At 68.1% G+C, this 19,741-nt stretch carries 19 protein-coding genes; 2 read left to right on the top strand and 17 right to left on the bottom strand.

The features are described from left to right. Nucleotide 1: 1 nt before the first annotated feature. A complete protein-coding gene (locus NO930_RS09865; protein ID WP_137783928.1) occupies nt 2–1,240 on the bottom strand; it encodes an NAD(P)/FAD-dependent oxidoreductase in 1,239 nt (412 codons plus the stop codon). Between the two features lie 95 nt (nt 1,241–1,335). Next, on the bottom strand, nt 1,336–1,929 hold the full coding sequence (locus NO930_RS09860) for a DUF1684 domain-containing protein (RefSeq protein ID WP_256403345.1): 594 nt from the start codon (nt 1,927–1,929) through the stop codon (nt 1,336–1,338). A gap of 139 nt (nt 1,930–2,068) precedes the next feature. On the opposite strand from NO930_RS09860, the gene NO930_RS09855 reads away from it, so the two are divergent. Further along, complete coding sequence (locus NO930_RS09855) at nt 2,069–2,665, top strand: DUF6149 family protein (protein ID WP_256403344.1); 597 nt, start codon at nt 2,069–2,071, stop codon at nt 2,663–2,665. 60 nt (nt 2,666–2,725) lie between these two features. After that, nucleotides 2,726–3,766, top strand: a complete 1,041-nt coding sequence (locus NO930_RS09850) for an AI-2E family transporter (protein ID WP_256403343.1) — start codon at nt 2,726–2,728, stop codon at nt 3,764–3,766. Between the two features lie 79 nt (nt 3,767–3,845). On the opposite strand, the gene hpt is transcribed toward NO930_RS09850, so the two are convergent. The 15 genes from hpt to NO930_RS09775 all read right to left on the bottom strand — a co-directional run bounded on the left by hpt (nt 3,846) and on the right by NO930_RS09775 (nt 19,681). Then, entirely contained in the window at nt 3,846–4,415 is a 570-nt protein-coding gene (gene hpt / locus NO930_RS09845) for a hypoxanthine/guanine phosphoribosyltransferase (protein WP_137783861.1), read from the bottom strand. Between the two features lie 127 nt (nt 4,416–4,542). Beyond that, nucleotides 4,543–5,019 carry a hypothetical protein gene (locus tag NO930_RS09840; RefSeq protein ID WP_256403342.1) on the bottom strand — a complete coding sequence of 159 codons (477 nt, stop codon included), beginning with the start codon at nt 5,017–5,019 and terminating at the stop codon, nt 4,543–4,545. Nucleotides 5,020–5,092: 73 nt separating this feature from the next. Then, the gene (gene cofH, locus NO930_RS09835; protein ID WP_256403341.1) at nt 5,093–6,529 is read right to left on the bottom strand and encodes a 7,8-didemethyl-8-hydroxy-5-deazariboflavin synthase subunit CofH; all 1,437 of its coding nucleotides are present in this window, start codon (nt 6,527–6,529) and stop codon (nt 5,093–5,095) included. Nucleotides 6,530–6,663: 134 nt separating this feature from the next. Continuing rightward, nucleotides 6,664–7,710: an HFX_2341 family transcriptional regulator gene (locus NO930_RS09830; protein WP_256403340.1), complete on the bottom strand. Its 1,047-nt coding sequence runs from the start codon at nt 7,708–7,710 to the stop codon at nt 6,664–6,666. A gap of 108 nt (nt 7,711–7,818) precedes the next feature. Next, nucleotides 7,819–9,597: a Na(+)/H(+) antiporter subunit D gene (locus tag NO930_RS09825; protein ID WP_256403339.1), complete on the bottom strand. Its 1,779-nt coding sequence runs from the start codon at nt 9,595–9,597 to the stop codon at nt 7,819–7,821. Then, the gene (locus NO930_RS09820) at nt 9,594–11,729 is read right to left on the bottom strand and encodes a cation:proton antiporter (protein ID WP_256403338.1); all 2,136 of its coding nucleotides are present in this window, start codon (nt 11,727–11,729) and stop codon (nt 9,594–9,596) included. Before NO930_RS09820 ends, NO930_RS09825 begins: the two co-directional genes overlap by 4 nt. Then, entirely contained in the window at nt 11,726–13,333 is a 1,608-nt protein-coding gene (locus tag NO930_RS09815; protein ID WP_256403337.1) for a proton-conducting transporter transmembrane domain-containing protein, read from the bottom strand. Before NO930_RS09815 ends, NO930_RS09820 begins: the two co-directional genes overlap by 4 nt. Continuing rightward, entirely contained in the window at nt 13,326–13,826 is a 501-nt protein-coding gene (locus NO930_RS09810) for a cation:proton antiporter subunit C (protein WP_256403336.1), read from the bottom strand. Before NO930_RS09810 ends, NO930_RS09815 begins: the two co-directional genes overlap by 8 nt. After that, a complete protein-coding gene (locus NO930_RS09805) occupies nt 13,823–14,488 on the bottom strand; it encodes an MnhB domain-containing protein (protein WP_256403335.1) in 666 nt (221 codons plus the stop codon). The genes NO930_RS09810 and NO930_RS09805 overlap by 4 nt, the downstream gene beginning before the upstream one ends. After that, on the bottom strand, nt 14,485–15,063 hold the full coding sequence (locus NO930_RS09800; protein WP_256403334.1) for a DUF4040 domain-containing protein: 579 nt from the start codon (nt 15,061–15,063) through the stop codon (nt 14,485–14,487). The genes NO930_RS09805 and NO930_RS09800 overlap by 4 nt, the downstream gene beginning before the upstream one ends. Further along, nucleotides 15,060–15,386 carry a monovalent cation/H(+) antiporter subunit G gene (mnhG, locus tag NO930_RS09795; RefSeq protein ID WP_137784056.1) on the bottom strand — a complete coding sequence of 109 codons (327 nt, stop codon included), beginning with the start codon at nt 15,384–15,386 and terminating at the stop codon, nt 15,060–15,062. Before mnhG ends, NO930_RS09800 begins: the two co-directional genes overlap by 4 nt. After that, a complete protein-coding gene (locus tag NO930_RS09790; protein ID WP_137784054.1) occupies nt 15,386–15,691 on the bottom strand; it encodes a cation:proton antiporter in 306 nt (101 codons plus the stop codon). Before NO930_RS09790 ends, mnhG begins: the two co-directional genes overlap by 1 nt. Beyond that, entirely contained in the window at nt 15,688–16,929 is a 1,242-nt protein-coding gene (locus tag NO930_RS09785) for a monovalent cation/H+ antiporter subunit E (protein WP_137784053.1), read from the bottom strand. Before NO930_RS09785 ends, NO930_RS09790 begins: the two co-directional genes overlap by 4 nt. 286 nt (nt 16,930–17,215) lie before the next feature. Beyond that, a complete protein-coding gene (gene coaBC, locus NO930_RS09780; protein WP_256403461.1) occupies nt 17,216–18,385 on the bottom strand; it encodes a bifunctional phosphopantothenoylcysteine decarboxylase/phosphopantothenate--cysteine ligase CoaBC in 1,170 nt (389 codons plus the stop codon). Between the two features lie 144 nt (nt 18,386–18,529). Then, complete coding sequence (locus NO930_RS09775) at nt 18,530–19,681, bottom strand: DUF63 family protein (RefSeq protein WP_256403333.1); 1,152 nt, start codon at nt 19,679–19,681, stop codon at nt 18,530–18,532. Nucleotides 19,682–19,741 lie beyond the last annotated feature (60 nt).

The raw sequence follows: 19,741 nt of genomic DNA, 5'->3' as shown, positions 1-19,741 counted from the left end.
GCTACTGTTCGGTCGTCGCCGCGAGGTCGTCGACTGCGAAGCCGGGCTCCATGAGCAGGTCCGTCTGGCCGCTCACGTCGCGGCCTTCACGCATCAGCTGTTTGAACGCCGACTGCGGCGAGAGGTCGCCGATGAGGACGCCGCCGACGACCTTGCCGTCTTTGAGCGCCACGCGCCGCCACTCGCCCTCGTCGGTCATCGCTTCGACCGACTCGTCGCCGATCGTCGGGTGACCGAACGAGAGGAACGGGAAGTCGAAGTGGGTGATCGAGTACGAGGAGACCCACTCGAACGCGTCGGAACCGTACTCGATCATGTTGCGCGCGGCGACCGTCCCCTGCTCTTTGGCCGATCCCCACGAGCCGTTCTTACCCTGCTCGCCGAGCACGAGGTCGTTGAACGTGGTGATGTCACCTGCCGCGAACACGTTGTCGACGTTGGTCCGCATGTACTCGTCGACGACAATGCCGTTTTCCGTCTCGATCGGCGTCGGCTCGACGAGCTCGGTGTTGAAGTTGAGGCCGATCGCAACGCCCGCGAAGTCGCACTCGTAGCGCTCGCCGTTCGGGTCGACTGCCGCCTCGACGTGGCCCTCGGAGTCCACCTCGAAGTGGTCGACGCCGGAGTCGAAGACCGGTTCGACGCCGCGTTCCCGCATCGCGTCGTGCATGATCTCTGCGCCCTCCGTGGAGAGCGCGTAGCGCCACCACGCGTCGCCGCGCATGAGGTACTTCGCCTCCACGTCCTGCGCGCCGCAGATGGCGGCGAAGTCGATGCCGAGAAGCCCCGCACCGACGATGACGGCCCGCTCTGCGTCCTCGACGCTCTCTTTGATGTTTCGGGCGTCTTGGAACGTCCAGAAGTGGTGGATCCCGTCGGCATCGGCGTTCTCGACGGGGAGCTGTTGAGGGGTCCCGCCGACGGCGAGAAGGAGCGAGTCGTACTCGAACGTCTCGCCCTCGTGGGTGTGGACGGCGTCGTTTTCGACGTCGATGTCGACGACGACCGTGTTGAGCCGGAGGTCGACGTCGTGGTCGTCGTACCACGACTCCTGGTGGATCGAGATCGGCGCTTCGGGGAGCTTCCCCTTCGCGTACTCCTTTATCAGGATCCGGTTGTAGAGGGACTCTCCCTCGTCGGTGAGAACCGTGATCTCGGCGTCCGGCGCTTCCTCACGGAGCGTCTCGGCCGCGGACGCACCCGCGATACCGTCACCGACGATCACGTACGAATCACTCATACGCGGGCGTTCGGATTCATGGTTAATGTGGGTTGTCATCCGCGTCTGTAGCCGTGACACACCGTCGCTCACGCGGGGGCCGAGGAAACGATCGGTCAGTTCGACTCCGGGGAGTGGGACCCAGCGGGATCGGCGGGAAAGTCCTTCTCGCCGGCCTCGATCCGGACGTCGAGCCAGTTTTCCATCGGTATCAGCGGACACTCGTAGGCGTGGTTGTACGCGCACGTCGGGTTGTACGCGTGGTTGAAATCGAGGATCCACTCGCCGTCGACGCGGTCGCGCTCCGGTTCGAGATCGAGGTACCGGCCCGCGCCGTACGTTTCTTCCCCGTTGGTCTCGTCTCGGAAGGGAACCCAGAACCGGTCGGACCCATCAGCCGGCCGATACGCCTGCAGGACGGACGTCTCGCCGCCGATCTCGAAGGTGAACTCGCCCCACCGTCGGTACGTCTGCTCGCCGTCGGCGGTCGTCTCGACGGTCACGGTCTCCGGGTCGTCGTGCTCGTGAAGCGGGAGCACGAACCGGTACGTTCGGTCCGGGTCGAAGTACGCCAGCCCGGGGGACTCGTCCCCACGCATCGACTCCGGCAGCGGCGACCGCGCCGAATCCCGGAACTGTTCCGCCTTCGCCCGTCGCTCGTGCGTTATCTGTCGAGCCCAGTCGTCGTCGCCGTCGGTCGCCTCGGTCATACCCGATATTGTTCGTTGTGTACAATATAGGTTTCGTCGCGACCGCGGTTCGGCTGCCGCCGCTCGAAGCGCTCGCGTCGGCACGGGAAGTCGACCGCGGACGCCACAGATTCAAGAGTGTCGCGGTCCAATCACGGGTATGAAAATTCGGCAGAACATCCGCCATTGGGCCGCGAAGAAGGCGCTTACGACGCCGGTTGTGGGGGACGTGGCGAACGACAAACTCGTCGACCTCCACACGAGCATCTTCCTCAACAAGGCCGACGAAGAGCGTCGCGAGGAGCGACGTGACCACCTCGACGGCTTCTTCGACGCGACGATGGACGCGTACGTCGCCGCCCTAGAGCGGGGGTTCACCGAGGCCGAGGCTCGCGAGATCACGCACGTTCAGGCCAACTTCGACTTCTTCAATCACGGCTGGACGGAGATGATGGAGATACCCGGCGACGAGTTGGAGGCACACTACCGCCGCTACGAGGAGTTCTTCGCCGACCACGCGATAACCATCGACGACCCGCTCGGCGCGTTTCGACCGGCCGACGGGATCCCGGAAGCGGCGGAGACGCCGGAGCGACTCGAGACCGCAGAGTACGAGAACGCGCTCGCCGGATTCGCCGACGACGTCTACGTCGAGACCGACGAGGGCGAGACCGTCGTCGGCGGTGAGACCGAAGAGCCCGACGAGGTCGACCCGAGCGCCGCACCCGGACTCGACGAGGACGAAGCCAGCGCCTGAGACGCGTCAACGCTCCCGTCGCCGGCCACGTTTATATCGCGGCGGCGAGAGGGCACAGACATGAACCGCGGTCAGTCGTTTCTCCTGTTGCTCATCGGATCCGTCTCTTTACTGACTATCTTCGTCATCCTCCCGTTCGTCGAGTACGTCATCGCGTCGGCCATCCTCGCGTACGTGCTCTTTCCGTTCCACGTTCGGCTCTCGCGGCGGCTTCGGTCTCTCTTGTCCCGTTGGCTCCGACAGTCGCTCGCACAGCGGTTCGGGAGCATGCTCTCCGCGTTGGGGCTCATTCTCACCGCCGTCGTCTCCGTCATCCTGCCTGTCGCGTACATCTCGTGGGTGTTCGCCCGCGACTTGGCCGACATCGCGCGCGGAAATACCGACATCGACGTAGCCGCGATCGAAGCCGAGATCGGTGCTCTCACCGGACAGGAGGTCGACGTCGGCGAGCTGCTCGCGATGGGCGGACAGCTCCTCGTCGACTCGCTTTTCGGCGGGGTAAGCGGGATCGTCACGACGGGGCTCCGCGCGTCGGTCGGGCTCTCGCTGGCGCTGTTTCTCGTCTACTACACGCTCATCGACGGCCCGGCGTTCGTTCGCTGGCTCCGCTCGACGAGTCCGTTGCCCCAGCACGTTACCTCCGATCTCGTTGACCGAGTCGACGCGATGACCCGCGGTGTCGTGATCGGACACATCGTCGTGGCGCTGTTGCAGGCGGTCGTGGCCGGGATCGGTCTCTGGGCCGCCGGGATCCCGGACGTCGTCTTCTGGACGTTCGTCATGGCCGTGCTCGCTCTCGTCCCGCTCGTCGGCGCGTTCTTCGTCTGGGGGCCGGCCGCGGCGTACCTCATCGCCATCGATCAGGTGACTGCGGGCGTGTTCCTCGCCGTCTACGGGGTGCTCGTGATCGCCATGGTCGACAACTACGCCCGGCCGTTCGTCATCGACCAGCAGGCACATCTCAATCCGGCGGTCATCCTGCTCGGCGTGTTCGGCGGGATCTACTCCGTCGGCTTCACCGGGCTGTTCGTCGGCCCGATCGTCATCGGCGTGCTCGCCGCGACGCTCGAAACGTTCCGCGAGGATTACGACGCAATCTAAGCTAAGCGCTTCTCTCAGTCTTCGGTACGCGGGTTCTGGATCCGTGACGGAAGCCGAACGCGTCTCCGTCGAGACGGGCCTACTCGTCGCCTTGGGCGTCGACGATCACGACTTCGCCGTCCTCCACGGTGACGTTGATCAGCGTCTTCACGTTGTAGTCGGTGTCGTCGAGCTCGTTGTCGCCCGCCTTCTTGATCACCGCGACGACGTCCACGACGTCCGCACCGACCTCGTCGGTGAGCGCGTCTAGGATCGCCTTCATCGTGCCGCCGGTCGAGAGCACGTCGTCTAACACGAGCACGCGGTCGCCCTCCTCAACGTCGTTGATGTACATCTCCGACTCGGAGTAGCCCGTCTCCTGGAACAGCGGCACCTCGCCGTCGAGGCCGTACTGCCGCTTGCGGATGACGACGAGCGGGATGTCGGTCATGAGAGAGAGCGCGGTGGAGATGTGGATCCCCATCGCGGCGGGCGTGACGATCTTGTCGACGTTCTCCAGCTCAGCCTTTCGGATGATCCGGATGACGATCTCCCGGAGCAGCTCCGGTTCGAGCATCGGAACGCCGTCGCTGATCGGGTGGACGAAGTACTGGTACTCGCCTTTCTCGATTATCGGCGCGTCGAGGAGCGACTGCCGCAACTGGTCCATGTCGCGGGTACTCGGGGCGATTAATAAAGCGTGGCGATTGGTCGCCCTCGTGGGAGGCGGTGGCAGGCCTCGACCCGACGGTGCCCTCGACCGGTCGGACCCGCCTCGGTGAGGCCGTCCGCGCCGGTCAGCCGGTCGCGACCAGCTCGTCGAGCACTGTCTCGTCGCCGTGGCGGACGACCGCCCGCTCGGGAACGGCCGCGTCGCGGAACGAGACCGCGACCGAATACGGATGTGTCTGTCCCACGTCGGGACAGACGCCTGCCGCCGAATCCGACGTGCGTACGGTCGCTATCCGGAGTTCGAGGATGTCGTCGGCGAGGCTCGCTTCGCGGAGCGTAGCTCCGTAACACTCCCGCGCGCCGTCGAGGATCACGCCGACAACGCTCAGCCGGGGCGGGTCGGCGTCGAGAGCCGGACGGAGCGCGGCAACGTCTCGCGGGCCGTGGTCGTGCCCCTCGATCGCCCCGTCGTACACCCTCCGGAACGTCACCGTCACCCCGTCGATCTGCGCCGGATCCTCGCTCCACGGGGGCGTCGGACAGCCGGCGAGCGGAACGCTCCCGGCAGCGCTCGCGGCCGCGAGGAGGGTTCTACGGCGCATGACGGCGCGTGTGTCGTCACCGGCGAATACTTTGTGGCGGTCTCCGCGATCGGTTCCGTCGCGTGCCCCGCTCTCAGTCGTCGGCCCCGGCCGATTCCGCACCCGGTTCGCCGCCCGCAGACGAGCGGTCAGACAGGAGCGGCGTGCCGTCGGCCCGCGGACCGAGCTTCGGGCCGTGCGGGCCGTCCTCGGGGTCGAGACGTCGACGCGTCCGGTAGTCGGTCGAGCGTTCGACCGGCTGCCGACCGATCGCCGTGATCATCTCGACGTAGTCGTCGAACGAGCGGTACTCGCCGTATTCACCGCCGGCCCGCTTCGTGATCTCCTCGGAGAGGATCGTCCCCATGAAGTCGTCGGCACCGCAGTTGAGGAGTTTGAGACCGTGCGCGTCGCCCGACTTGACCCACGAGGCCTGCACGTGGTCGACGTTGTCTAAGAAGAGGCGCGCGACCGCGACGACCAGCTCGTCCTCGGCGCGCGACGCGCCGCCGTCCACGACGCCGTGCCGGTACAGCGGCGTGTTCTGGTGGATGAATGAGAGGGGGACGAACTCCGTGATCCCGCCGGTGCGGTCCTGCAGGTCGCGGATCACGCCGAGGTGCTCGGCGCGGTGTTCGACCGTCTCGACGTGGCCGTACATCATCGTGGAGGTCACGTCGAGGCCGGCCGCGACCGCGCCCTCCATCGCCGCCACCCAGTCGTCGGTGCCGATCTTCCCGGGACAGATCACGTCGCGGACCTCGTCGACGAGGATCTCCGCGGCGGTGCCCGGCGCGGAGTCGAGCCCCGCGGCGGAGAGGTCGCGGTACACGTCCTCGTACGTCCAATCGGTGCCTCGTTTGGCGTGATACGCCTCTTCCGGAGTCATCGAGTGGACATGGATCCCGCCGACGGACATCGCCTCTACCTGCTCGACGTAGGTGCCCGGATCGGTGGCGTAGCGGCTCGGCGGCTTGTAGTTCACCGCGCTCGCGGGGTCGTCGTGGGCGGCGAGGATCTCGTGGTGCTCCGCGTCGAGCGCCAGCGCGGGATGGAGCCCGGAGACCGAACACACCTCGTAGACGCCCATGTCGAGCGCGTCCTCGACTATCGCTTTCGACTCCGCGGGCGTCTTGGTGAACCCCGCGTGGTCGGCGTCGCTGTCGGCCTCGAAGGCGTGGGCGGAGTCCTTGAAGTTACAGAACAGACAGCCGGTGTTACAGGCCGTGGTGACGTTGTTGTTAATGTTGGCGACGAACGTCACTTCGTCGCCGACCGCCTCGCGTCGCCGACGGTCGGCGGCCTCCAACACGGCCTCCTTGCGGACCGGGTCGATCCCGGCTCGGTCCGTGCCCGTCGCGAGCAGTTCGACCGCGTCGTCCACGGTGAGCCGCGTTCCGTCGCGGGCCTTCGCGAGCGCGTTCTCGAACGACTGGTCGGTCGAGGGGGCGGCGAAGTCGAACTCGTCTCCGTCGATGGCGGCGGCTCCGTCGCCGGTCGGAGTCGCGCCGGAGTCGCCCGCCGAAGTCATCCCGTAACCGTCCCCGTCCCACGGATAAAAAGCGGACGGTCACGGTAGCCGTGACGCGCCGGGTGACGAGCCACGCGCACGCTCGGCTCGCGCCGAGCGATGGATCTGATCAGCGGATCGCTGAGCGGGACGGTTCACGCCAAGTCGCGGTCGTCACCCGCGTGCGCGCGGACCCACAGCTCGCCGATCCGCGAGAGCGTCGTCCGGTAGGACTTCCCGCGCTCCTCGCGCTCGATGTAGCCCTTTCCGCCGGGACCGAGGCGGTCGACGTTGTATATCACCTTCGAGCGGAACGAGTCCGTATACTCCTCGTTGAGGTCGTCTGCGAGCGTCTCGGCCAACTCCGAGACGGAGGCGAACTCGCCGTGCTCGCCCAGGGTGAACAAGACGAGCTCCTCGAAGGGTTTGACGTTCTGGAAGGAGGCGACGGGGAGTTCGATAACGTGGCTGTCGCCGATGCGCTTCGCCCCGATGGTCGTGCCGCGCTCGTCGAACTCGGAGAGCAGCTCCGTGGTCGTGGCGAGCCGGTCCGCGATTCGATCGGCGTCGACGCCGGAGGTCCCGTCGCCCCCACCGCCGTCGTCACCGTCGGCCGCGCCGTCCGCCGCGTCGCGCTCCGCGACCAGTTCTTCGAGCAGGTCGCGGTTCGCCCGCAGCTCCTCGGCGAGTTCGGTTTCGAGGTACTTCTCGGGGGCGGTGTAGTAGGTGTGTATCCGGTCGCGGTCGTCCTGTCGCTCGACCATGATCGAGTGGGCCGCAGTCGCGAACGCGAACGAGACCGGCCGGGGCATCGAACAGAGGTTCACCCACACCTCCCGGTCGTCGCCGCCAGCGGTCGCGTCGTCGGTGTCGCCGCCTGCGGCGTCCGCAGCCGCGTCGCCCGTGCCTCCGTCGTCGCTCGCGCTGCCGTCGAGCTCCGCGTTGATCAGGTCGAAGGCGCGTTCGAAGGCGGCGTCGTAGTCGTACACGTCGGTCAGCCGCTCGCGGACGGTCTCCGCGCCGAGTAAGTTCGTGAAGTCCTGTTCGAGCTTCCGGGCGATGTTCCGCGAGTACTCCACGTTGGCCTCGCTGCCGACCGTCCCCTCCAAGAGGATCACCCGGTCGACGTCGAACTGGTCCCGGATGAGCGGGGCGATCATGCGGTCGTAGTCGAACCCGACCGGCACGATGTGGGTCTGCATACGCGAGAGGGAGGAACCGCGTTCGAATAAAGCCCCCTTTCCGGCACTCTCAGAACGGCGGCGGGCACGCGTCTCGGCCCGCCATTCGGCGGGCGACGACCGTGCCGCTCAGCTCAACACGAACACGAACAGCGCGACGCCGGCCGCGACGGTCAAGAAGAGGACGCTCCGACCGATCCCGGTGCGGATCTCGGCGTCGACGCCGGCCCGACCGAGCGCCTCTCGCGGATTCATCGCGGTCCACTCGATCGCGCCGACGAGCCCCATCACCGCGCGGTCGACCGCGGCCCACAGCTCCGTGACGCCCCAGATCGACGCGCGCCCGAGGTAGAACATCGCCGGGTACGTCACCGCGTCGACGTCGGGCATGTGGTGGGCGAGCCAACCGAGCGGCCGCTTCAGCGCGAAGAAGCCGACGAAGCCGGCGACGAGCAGTGCCGCGCTCTCGGTGAGGTGGCTCTGGCTGTACGGCTTGAAGTAGACCTCGTCGCTCAGGATGAGTTCGGTAAAGGGCATCAGCTCGATCAACTGGGTGTAGAAGACGCCGAAGAAGACGCACGCCCCGCCGGCGAGGACCATCCCGGCCGTCTGGAACGGGGTCGCGTCCTTCGGCGACAGCGTCGCCGAGCCGTGGAAGAACATGTAGTAGCCGAGCTTGATGAACGACATGAACGTCCCCACGCCGCCGAGCACGAGCAGCCACCAGAGCAGGCCGCTGTCCAGAAGCAGCGTGACGTTGTGGACCTCGTGGGCGGAGTCGAGCACCATCCCCTTCGAGATGAATCCGTTGAACCCGGGCACGGCGGTAATCGAGGCCGCGCCGACGAGGTACACGATGAACGTGACCGGCATCTCGCGCCAGAGCCCGCCCATGTCTCTGATGTCCTCGACGCCGGTCCGGTAGATCACGACGCCGACAGCCATGAACAGCAGGCTCTTGTAGAGGACGTTGTTGAACAGGTGCGCGAACCCGCCGGTGACGGCGAACTCGCCCACGTACGTCGCGAGCCCGAACCCGGCGAGCATGTAGCCGAGCTGGGCCTGAATGTGATACGACAGCAGGCGACGCGGGTTGTACTGGAGCAGCGCGAAGAACGCGCCGTAGACGGCCATGATCCCGCCGAGGTACGCCAACCACATCCCGCCCTCGGGGAACGCGCGGTACATCACGTACGCCGCCGTCTTCGTCGTGAACACCGAGAGGAACACCGACGCGGCCACGTGCGGGCGCGGGTAGGTGTCCGGCAACCACGTGTGCAAGAAGACGAACCCGCAGTTGATCCCGATGCCGATCGCCGCGAGCACCGTCGCGGCCGGATGGATCCCGGTCGTCGCCGAGAACAGGAACGTCCCGGCGTGCGCGAAGTGAACGACGACCGCGCCGAGGAGGATCGTCCCGCCGATCCCGTGGAACAGCGCGTAGCGGTAGCCCGCGCGCACCGCCGCGCCGCCGTACTGCCACACCAGAAGCGTGCTGGTGACGGCCATCAGCTCCCAGAAGAAGATCAGGGTGAGCCAGTCGCCGGCGTAGATCGTCCCCACGGTAGAGGAGACGTAAATCAGCGCGAACGCGGTCACCCACGTCGGCGCCTCCGTGCCGTAGGCGTACAGCACCGCCGCCGTCGCGAGGAAGCCGACGACGACGCCCATCAAGAGCGAGAACTGGTCGACGTTGAAGAAGACCACGTCGAAGCCGAACAGCTGCGTTGCGAGGTGCGCCCCGGTGCCGCCGTCGCCGAGCAGCACGGCCTGTCCGAAGGTGAACGCCGTCGCCAGCGCGGCCGCGGCGTGGCCCGCGCGACGCGGGAGCGCGAGCACCGCGAGCGCGGCGACCGCGAGCACGACGTACGGCGGAATCGAGGTGAGGAGGCCGGTCGCGGCAGTCATGGCCGCATCACCTCTTCGGGGAGCCGCGTGTCAACGATGAGCTCGATCAGCTCCAGGAATCCCATCTCGTAGGGGATCACGCCGAGCAGCACCGCGAGGCTCATCGCGGTGAGAATCGGCCCGAGGGTGAACCACGTCGACTCGCGGCCGAGGAGGGCCGCGACGCCGTCGATGCGCTCCCAGCCGCCCGGCGGCGGTCCGCCGTGGTGGCCGTGGTCGTCGTGATCGTCGTGGCCGTGGTCAGTTTCGTGGTCAGTTTCGTGGTCGTCGTGACCGCTTTCGTGGTCGTCATGACCGTGGTCGGACTCGTCGACGGAGCCCTCGGCCGACTCGGCGTCTCCACTCCGTCCCACGCCGAAGGGCACGTCGACGTCCGAGGGGCGTGAGTCGACCGCGTAATCGCCCGTGTCGACGCGTTCTGCGGGCTCGGAGAAGTCGCGCTCGCTCGTGTCGAAGTCCGGCCGGACGACGCCCTCCTCGTCCGTCGGGAGGTCGTCCATCTCCGCGTCGGGGATGTCGGAGTCGTCGGGAACGCCGGCGTCGTCGTCGGAACCCTCTGACGCCTCGTCGTCGCTTCCCGCGCGCTCGACGACCTCGTCGACGTCGTCACCGGCGGCACCGTCACCGTCGTCGTCACCGCCGTCGGGGTCGTCCGCGTCCTCGTCTTCCGGGCGACCACCATCGGTGGCCGGAAGCGTCGACCGCGACTCCCCGCCCATCCGGAAGTCGACGAGCGGCTTCGCGTCGTGGTCGTCCTCGGCCTCGAAGAAGGCCGTGTAGATCACCGGCCAGAAGTACGCGATGTTCAACACGCCGGAGAGCAGAAGCGCCCCGACGAGGTAGTAGGCGATCGGCGTCAGCTCCATCCCCATCCGGATTCCCCCGATCAGCATGTAGTACTTGCTGACGAACCCGGCGAGAAGCGGGATCCCCGCCATCCCGAGCGAGGCGACGGTAAACGCCCCCATCGTCAGAGGCATCCGCTTGCCGATCCCCGCCATCTCCGAGATGTAGTCCGTGTGCGTCGACACGTGGATGTTCCCCGCACAGAAGAACAGGGTGAGCTTCATGAACGCGTGCGCCGGGATGTGCAGCAGCGCGCCGACGAGCCCGTACCATCCGAACAGGCCGAGCCCGAGGATGATGTAGCTCAGCTGGCTCACCGTCGAGTACGCGAGCCGCTGTTTCAGGTGGTCCTTGCGCAGGGCGATGAAGCTCGCCGCGGTCAGCGTGATCGCGCCGATGGTCGAGAGGACGAGCCCGGCGGAGAAGCCGAGCGGTAAGGTGAGGTCGAAGACGAGCTCGGGGCCGAACACGTCGAGGACGACCCGCGAGACCCCGAACGCCCCGGACTTGACGACCGCGACCGCGTGGAGCAGCCCGGAGACGGGCGTCGGCGCGACCATCGCCTCGGGCAGCCACTGGTGGAGCGGCATGATGCCGGCCTTCACGCCGAATCCGATGGCGAGGAGGAAGAAGGCGAGCATCGCCAACCCGGGGTCGGCGTTCGCGAGTTCCTCGATGCCACCGGCGGTGAAGGAGACGTTACCGGCGATCAGGTAGACTAACGCGGTGCCGGCGAGCACGAACACGCCGCCGCCGAACATCGTGTACGCGAGGTACTTCCGGCCGGCCGAGCGCGCCTCGTCGGTCTCGTCGTGCGCGACGAGCGGGTACGTCGCGATCGACAGCAGCTCGTAGAACACGAAGATCGTCACGAGGTTGCCGGCGAACGCGATCCCCATCGTCGCAGACAGCGACACGGCGAACGCGGCGAAGTAGCGCGTCTGATTCGTCTCGTCGTTGCCGCGCATGTAGCCGATGCTGTAAAACGAGGTGATGATCCACAGCCCGCTGGCGAGGAACGCGAACAGCATTCCGAGCGCGTCGGCGCGTAAGACGAACTCGATTCCCCCGGGTAGGAAGGCCCCGAGCGACCACTCGAAGACCGCGCCGTCGAGGACGGCCGGCAGCATCGAGGCGACGATCCCGAACTTCGCGAGCGCCGCCGCGATCGTCCACCCCTCGCGGACGTTCGGCGAGCGGTACGACGCGACGATGAAGAAGGCCGCGACGAACGAGACGAGAACCGCCAGTAGGGGTCGTAGATCCTGAATTGGAACGTCAGTCATGCGAACACCTCCGTGAGGAACGGGTCGAACCACTCCGCGAGACCGAACCCGGCGAAGCCGAGCGCGATCGCTACGAGCGCCGCGGCGACGAGCGCTGCGAGCGACGCGGGCGGAACTCGATCGGGCACGCCCGGCACCGTCGGTGCGTCCTCGACGGGCGAGACTCGCCGCGGACTCGAACGCTCGTGTGTCTCGTCGCGAGCGGCTGTGTCGTCACCGCTGGTCCCGCCGTCGGCGACGGCCGGCTCGCCGTGGTCGCCGGGCAGCCCGACGCCGGCGAAGTAGAACCGCTCTAACAGCCGTGCGACGTACGACAGCGTGAACAGCGTGCTGACGAAGATCACGGCCGCGATACCGATTCCGGCCGCGCCGCCGTCGGCGAGACTCGTTTCGACCGCGCCGACGCCGATGTACCACTTGCCGAGGAACCCCACCGACGGCGGGATCCCGACGAGCGCGAGCGCGAGCACGGCGATCGATCCGGCGGTGAACGGTGCCTCCCGGGCGACGCTCGCGAGGTCCTCCAGCCGGCGGGCCCCGTAGCCGTACGCGAGCAGGCCGACGCCGAGGAACAGCCCGAACTTGATCAGGCCGTGCCCGACGAGGTGGACGGCCGCGCCGAGCAGCGCGGTCTCGTTGGCGAGCGCGATCGCGGCCACGATCATGCCGAACTGCGCCACAGAGGAGTACGCGAACATCCGCTTGAGGTCGGATTGCATCGCCGCCAGCACCGACCCCGCGAGGATCGACGCGCCGGACACGACGAGCATCGTCGTCGTGATCGCGTCGCTCGCGGCGAGGAACTCGACGGTGAAGACCGTGTAGCTCACGCGGAGCAGCGCGTACGCGCTCGCGGTCGAGACGAGCGCGGCCACGATCGTCGTGACCGCGTCCGGCGCGCGCTGGTAGGCGTCCGGCTGCCACGCGTGGATCGGGAACACCGCGATCTTCAGCCCGAGCCCGGCGACGATGAGCGCGTAGCTCGCCCTGACGAGCGGGTCGCCGTATCCCACTTGGGCGAGCTGTGCCTGCATGTCGAGCATGTTCAGCGTGCCCGTCGCGAGGAACGCGTAGCCGACGCCGAGTAAGTACAGCGAGGCACCGACGGTCCCGACGACGAGGTACTTGAGCGAGGCGTACGCGCTCGCGCCCGAGCGGTCGGCCGCGATGAGCGCGTACGTCGAGATCCCGACGATCTCTAAGAACACGAATAGGTTGAACAGGTCGCCCGTGAGCGTCATCCCCGTCAGCCCGCCGACGAGGAGCAGGTACCCGCTGTAGAAGGGGTTCCCGCGGGGACCGGCGACCCGCACGAAGGCGAGCGTCGCGAGCGAGACCGCGGCGACTAACGCGAGCACCGCGGCCGACAGCGGGTCGGCGACCAGTTCGATGCCGATCGGCGGCCGGTAGCCGCCGAGCGCGTGCGACAGTCGGTCGCCCCGAGCGACGCTCGCGACTATCGCGGCCGCGACCCCCGCGAGCGCCGTCGTCGCCGCCGCCGCGACCGGCCACCCGAGGTCGTCGTACCGGACCCCCAAGGCGATCGGTAGCGTCGCCGCCACGAGCGGTACCGCGATGGCGACCGGGAGGAGCACGTCAGTCATCCGACTCACCTCCGAGGCCGTCCGGCGCGTTCGAACCCCCCGTCCCGAGGTCCGCTCTCTCGGGGATCGATCCCTCGTCGCGGAGCAGCTCGCGGAGGACGTCGGTACGGAGCGTTCCGTACTCGTCGTAGATACGGATACAGAGCGCGAGCCCGACCGCGGTGAGGCTCACGCCGACGACGATGGCGGTCAACACGAGCACGTGCGGGAGCGGACTGACGTACGTCCCCGTCTCCGCCCCTCCGGACGGCACGATGGGAATCGCGCCGCCCTCGACGTATCCCGAGGTGATGAAAAGCAGGAAGATGGCGGTCTGGAACAGGTTCAGTCCGACGATCTTCTTCACGAGGTTCGGGTTCGCGATCATCATGTAGAGTCCGATACACAGGAGCAGCGCGAACGCGACGTACGCGTGTCTTGTCGTCAGTATCTCGACCGGTCCGGTCGCCGTCGCGGCGGCGGAGACGACCGAAGCGAGTCCGGCGGTCGTCATGCGTCACCTCCGTGCTCGCGGCCGCCGTCTGCGACCGCCGCCGGCGACGCGGAGTCTCCGCCAGCGTCTCCGTCGCCGGACCCGCCATCCGGGGCGTCCGATTCGTCCGGGTCGTCCGGCTCGAACCCGTCGCCTCCGAGGGCGAAGCCGTTGGCGAGCAGGAAGAACAGCCCCATCAACACGCCGGCGACGAGCGGAGCGATTCCGATGATCTCGACCGCCTCTAACCCGTACTTGATCGGGATCGGAAGCAGGTCGTACTGGAGGAACGCGCCGCCGAGCGCGACCGGAACGAGGCCGATGCCGGCGAACGCGAGCGCGCCGCCGACCGCGAGCGCGACGACGACGGTGTTCGCGAGCCAGGTCCGGGTCGACTCGATGCCGAACGCGAAGGCGATCATGAACACGACCGCGGCCATGATCGCGCCGCCCTGGAACCCGCCGCCCGGCGAGCCGCCGCCGTGGAAGGTGACGAACAGCCCGTAGGTGAACGCGAACGGAGCGACGACCTTCACGGTCGGCATGATGACTTGGCTCTCCGTGTAAGGCGTCCCTTGTCGCTCGGTCGAGTCGAGTCGCCCGGACCGGTCGACGGCGCGGTGGGGCGGGAGGTCGCCGCCGTCGCGTGGGTTCGCGTCGTCGCGTCGGTCGGAATCGCTCATGCGAACACCTCCCGTCGGAGGACGATCAGTGCGGCGATCCCGCCGGCGAAGACGACGATCGCCTCGCCGAAGGTGTCGAACCCGCGGAACGCCGCCAGCACGCCCATCACCGTGTTCTCGACGTGGACCTGCGCGTACGTCTCTGCGAGGTACCACTGGGTCACGTCCGGGTTCGACCACACGGGCGCGTTCGGCGAGCCGATCGCCGGGATCGCGTCCATCGTGAGCAACAGCCCGACGAACAGGAACGCGGCCGCGCCGGCCGCGGGGTAGTTCACCGATTCGAAGGCCGCCTCGTGGTCGATCCGCGTCGTCTTCGCGAGCGTCAACAGCAGCAGCACGGTCGTCACGCCGGCCGAGATCGCGGCCTCCGTCAGCGCCACGTCCGGCGCGCGGTAGAACACGTACAGCGCCGCCATGCCGAGGCTGTACGCTCCGAAGATGATGACGGCCGCGAGCACGTCGCGCGCGAACGCGGTCGCCAGCGCCGTGAGCACGACGAACGCGAGCAGGCTCGCCTCGATGGCCGTGACCTGCGCTGCGACGGGTGCGGTTACGCTGAGTGCGCCCGTCATCGGCGCTCGTCCCCCTCGGTCCACGGCACGATCCCCTCCTCGAAGGCCGCCCGGGCGATCCCGTGGGCCGCGGTCGGGTTCGTCACGAAGATGAAGAACAACAGGAGCACGCTCTTGAACCCCGCGCCCTCCCAGCCGACGGTGAGCGCGACGGCCGCGAGGCCGAACCCCGCGCCGAGGGTGTCGGCCTGCGAGGCGGTGTGCGCCCGCGAATACACGTCCGGCAGTCGGAGCACGCCCACCATCGAGACGAACGAGAAGAACAGCCCGAGCAGGACGAAGACGACGATCAGCCCCACGCGGACGGTCTCGACCGCGTCGATCACAGGACACCACCCCGCTCGACCGTGAACTTCGAGATGGCGATCGCCATCAGGAAGTTCAACAGCGCGTACACCAAGGCGACGTCGAGGAACGTCGGCTCGCCGAGCGCGGCGGCCAGCAGGCCGAGGATCACGACGGTGTTCGTCCCGAGGACGTTCACCGCCAGCACGCGGTCCTGCATCGTCGGTCCCTTCACCGCGCGGTAGAGCATCCCGATCGCGAGCACGGCGAAGCCGGCCGCCGCGTACAAGAGCACGTCAGCGACGGTGTAGCCGGCGACGAGCGTCGCGTCGACGAGCGTCATCCGTCGGTCACCTCCGCTGCGTCCCCGGCCGCCCCGTCCGTCGGAGTCGGCTCGGCGGTCGCGTCCTCACCGCCATCGGTCGCGGCTATCGGCAGGTCCTCCGTCGCGTCCGGGCCCTGCAACACCGCGCAGTCGTCACGCTCTCTGGGCGTCGGGAGCCGGGCGGACGACCGACCGTAGTAGACGAACCGGGTCCAGCGCTCCAGTGACCCGTCGAAGAGCCCGTCGCGGGCCCACGGGATGAGCGAGTGGACGTACAGGTCGCTGTCGCGGGCGCGGACGGTGAGCGTCCCCGGCGTCAGCGTGATCGAGTTCGCGAGCGTCATCAGCGGGAGCCCGCTTCCGACGATCACGCGCATCCGGTTCATCGTCGGCTCTATCGGGAGTCGGGGATCCAGTATCACCCGCGCGACGACGAGGTTCGCCATCACGATCTCGTACAGGAGGACGGGGACGTAGATCGCGCCGCGAGCCAGCCGCAGCGGCGTCCGCGGCAGCGCAGGGTCCGCGTCGAAGCTGATCCGCGAGAGAGTGATCGAGACGATCGCCGCGCTCGCGACGCCCGTCACCCAGTCGAACCAGTACAGTGGGTCGCCGAGCACGAAGTAAAACGCCAGCGAGAGCCCGAACATCGCGGCGAATCGAACGCCCGTCGCCTCGCTTCTGAGCCGCTCGCGTCGCGTCGGCCGCGTCACGGGCGCGGTCTCGACTGCCAGCCCCGTGTTCGACAGCGCGAACTCGAGCGGCTGGAGCAGCGTCGTGTTGCCGACTGGCGTGTACTCCGGGTCCAAGAGCACCGCGTCGCAGTCGTTCTCCTCGGCGTACTCGACCAGCACGCTGACGTAGTCGTCCGGTCCGAAGAGGTAGTCGTCGGAGCCGATGAGATCGACCGCGATGGTGACGTCCGTCTCGTCGGCGTCCGAGTCCGCGAGATCGGCCTCTGCCCACGCCAACACGCGTTCGAGGATCCGCTCGGCCTCGGCCGTCCGCTCCTCGCTTTCCGGGTCGCCGTCGCGCCACGAGGCGATCTCGACGAAGTGCACCGCGGAGAACTCACCGGATGCGGCGGACTCGACCGCGTGTGCGACCGTCGCGCGAAGAGTCGGCGTCCGTTCGACGGGCACGACGACCGTGCCCCGTCGACCGCCCTCGCCTGACGGGCCGGATCCGGTCTCGGCGGGGTCTCCCGCCGTTACGTCGGGATCGGCCGCGTCCGACTCGTCACTGGCGTCAGTCACCCACCACACCTCCGCCGGATCGGGGGATGACGGTCTCTGTGTGCATCGGTATCTCTACCCGGTTACTTTTCCTACCGCCTCAAAACAGTTTGTATCCCAGCGGATATGCGCGTCCCGAGACGACGCGACCGCTCTGTGTCCCGATACGCGATGCGAACCCCGTCGTTCGCCGATTCGAGCGCGATCCGTTTGTTTCCGACCCGTTCTGGCTCCGATCCGTTTGTTTCCGACCCGCTCTGACGCCGATCCGTTCTGGCACCGGCCCGATTCCGTAGACCGTCGGCGGTCAGTCACCCCGACCGAGGCGCTCGGCGAGCCGGTCCGCGATCCGCCCCGCGACGGCGTCTTTCGACCCGGTGACCTCCTCCGGGTCCGTTCCGCCCTCGGCGACGAGGAGAACGCGCGTCTCGTCGTCGCCCATCACGCTCGCGTCGTTGGCGACGACGAACGCGAGGCCGACCCGGTCGCGGATCCGCTCCGCCTCCGCGATCATCGCCGCGTCGTCGCCGGACGTCTCGGCTTTGAATCCGACGATGGGGAGGTCCGGGTACGCCTCTCGAACCGAGTCGATCAGCTTCGGCGTCGGCTCCAGATCGACCGACAGCGGCGACCCCGATCGGATCTTCTCGTCGACCGCGTCGGCGGTGAAATCCGAGATTGCGGCCGCGGAGATAAGCGCGTCCGCGGTCGCCGCGGTCCGTCGACACGCCCGCATCATCTCGTCCGCGGTCTCGACGCGGACCACGTCCGCGTACGGCACGTCCGGCCCGTCCTGAACCAGCGTCACGCGCGCGCCGCGGACGGACAGCGCTCGGGCGACAGCGCGGCCGGTCTTGCCCGAGGCTCGGTTCGTCAGGATTCGGATCGGGTCGATCCGCTCTTTGGTCGCGCCCGCGGTGACGACGACGTGCGTCCCGGCGAGCGTCTGCGGCGTCGTCGCGCGAGCGACCGCGGTGACGATCGCCGCCTCCTCCGCGATCTTCGCTTTCCCCTCCTCGATCCGCGGATCGACGAGGGACACGCCCCACGACTCCAGCCGGTCGAGCGCGTCGAGGACGCCCGGGTGGTCGTACATCGGCTCGTGCATCGCCGGGGCCAACACGACCGGCACGTCCGCGCCGAGCGCGGTCGTCGCGCAGGTCGTCACGGGCGTGTCGTCGATCGCGGCCGCGACCTTCCCCGCGGTGTTCGCGGTCGTCGGTGCGAGAAGCAGCACGTCGGCCCAGCCGTCGCGCCCGCAGAGTTCGACGTGTTCCACGTCGCCCGTTATCTCGGTGACGACGGGTTCGTCCGTCGCGAAGTCGACCGCCCACGGGTGGACGATGTTCGTCGACGCCGGCGACATGACCGCGCGGACGCTCGCGCCCTGCCGGCGGAGTTCGTGTGCGAGTTCGACGACTTTCACGGCCGCGATGCTCCCCGAGACCCCGAGCGCGACGTTGACGCCCGCGAGCATCGACGGTGACCCCTCGGACATTGCCCGTGAGTTTCGCCCGCGGTGGCTTATAAGGTGGCGTTGCGGCGGACGGCTCGCGGGCGCCGTCGCCAGCGTGCCATCGAGGTGCCGTCGAACGCCGCGTGATCGGATCGCCGCAGACGGTCAGATCCCGAACGTCGCGCGCAGCATGTCCCGGCTTCCGGGGCCGAGTCCGACCGCCAGCACGGTGATGAGAAGCATCAGCGTGTACCGCGGCGACTCCTCGAACATCTCGCCGTTGAACACCCAGACGACGAACGTCGCCGCCGCGAGCTTCACGAGCAGGAACGGCCACGCGTCGCCGGTGACGGCGACGACGGAGTCGGGAAGCAGCCGGCCGGTCCAGTCGACGATGAGGGCGTTAACGACGTGTTTCGGCACGAGGTTCGGCGTTCCGGTGAGCGCCGGCATCCAGTTGAGGCCGATGACGTTGGCGACGCCGTCGACCGCGTGCCCCCAGATGATGAGGATCCCCGCGAATCCTGTCCCCTGTCTGACCGACGGCTCGTACCGCGTCGCGAGCGCCCACGTCACGAGCGTCGCGAGCGTCGCGATGCCGAGCGTCGAGACGAGGATGATCGGATAAAAGTCGACGTAGTCGGTGGCGGCGGCGAGGTACGAGAGGTAACCGAGCGCGAGCGCGAGCGCGCCGACGCCCATCGCGAACAGCGGCCGCGCGTAGTCGTCGACGACCCCGCGCCCGGCGAGCCCGTAGGCGGCGACTACGCACGCGAGCGTCACGCCGAAGACGGTGAAGTAGATGAACGGACTGATCAAGAGCGCGCTCGCCGGGAACGGGATGAGCGGCTCGACGCCCGCGTCCATCGCCGCGACGCCCGCGTCCTCGACCGTCCGGAGCGTTCCGCCGAGAAGCATGAACGGGAACAGCGCGTAGAAAAAGCGCAGCTCGTTGCCGATGTCGAACCGCTGGAGCAGGAACACGACGCCGACCAGCATCCCCAGCAGTATCACGACGTAGCTCACGGTCGACACCGTGGTGTATCCCGGGAAGGCGACGACCGCACCGGCGTCGACGGCCTCCGCGCAGGCGGCGGTACTGTCGAGAAGGGTGGTCCCGTCGGCGTCTCGCACGGCGCACTGTGCCCCCTGTCCGTCGGCCGCGACCGGCCCCCAGAAGTACCGCCAGAGGAACCGGTCGTAGACGATTCGCGGGAACGCCGCCGATCCGACCGCGAGGACCGCGGCGACGAGGGCGACCGCCGCCGCCCACGCCTGCTCCGGCGACAGCCCGACGCGCGCTCCGTCCGTGGTCATGCTCTCCGATGAGAGCGTCCCCGAGTTGAGCGTTCCGGTCCGGTACCGCGGTCCGGACGG

The organism is Halorubrum salinum (assembly GCF_024494575.1).
Lineage (GTDB): Archaea > Halobacteriota > Halobacteria > Halobacteriales > Haloferacaceae > Halorubrum > Halorubrum salinum.
Note: the sequence above shows the minus strand (reverse complement) of the source record. Positions and strands in the feature narration are given on the sequence as shown.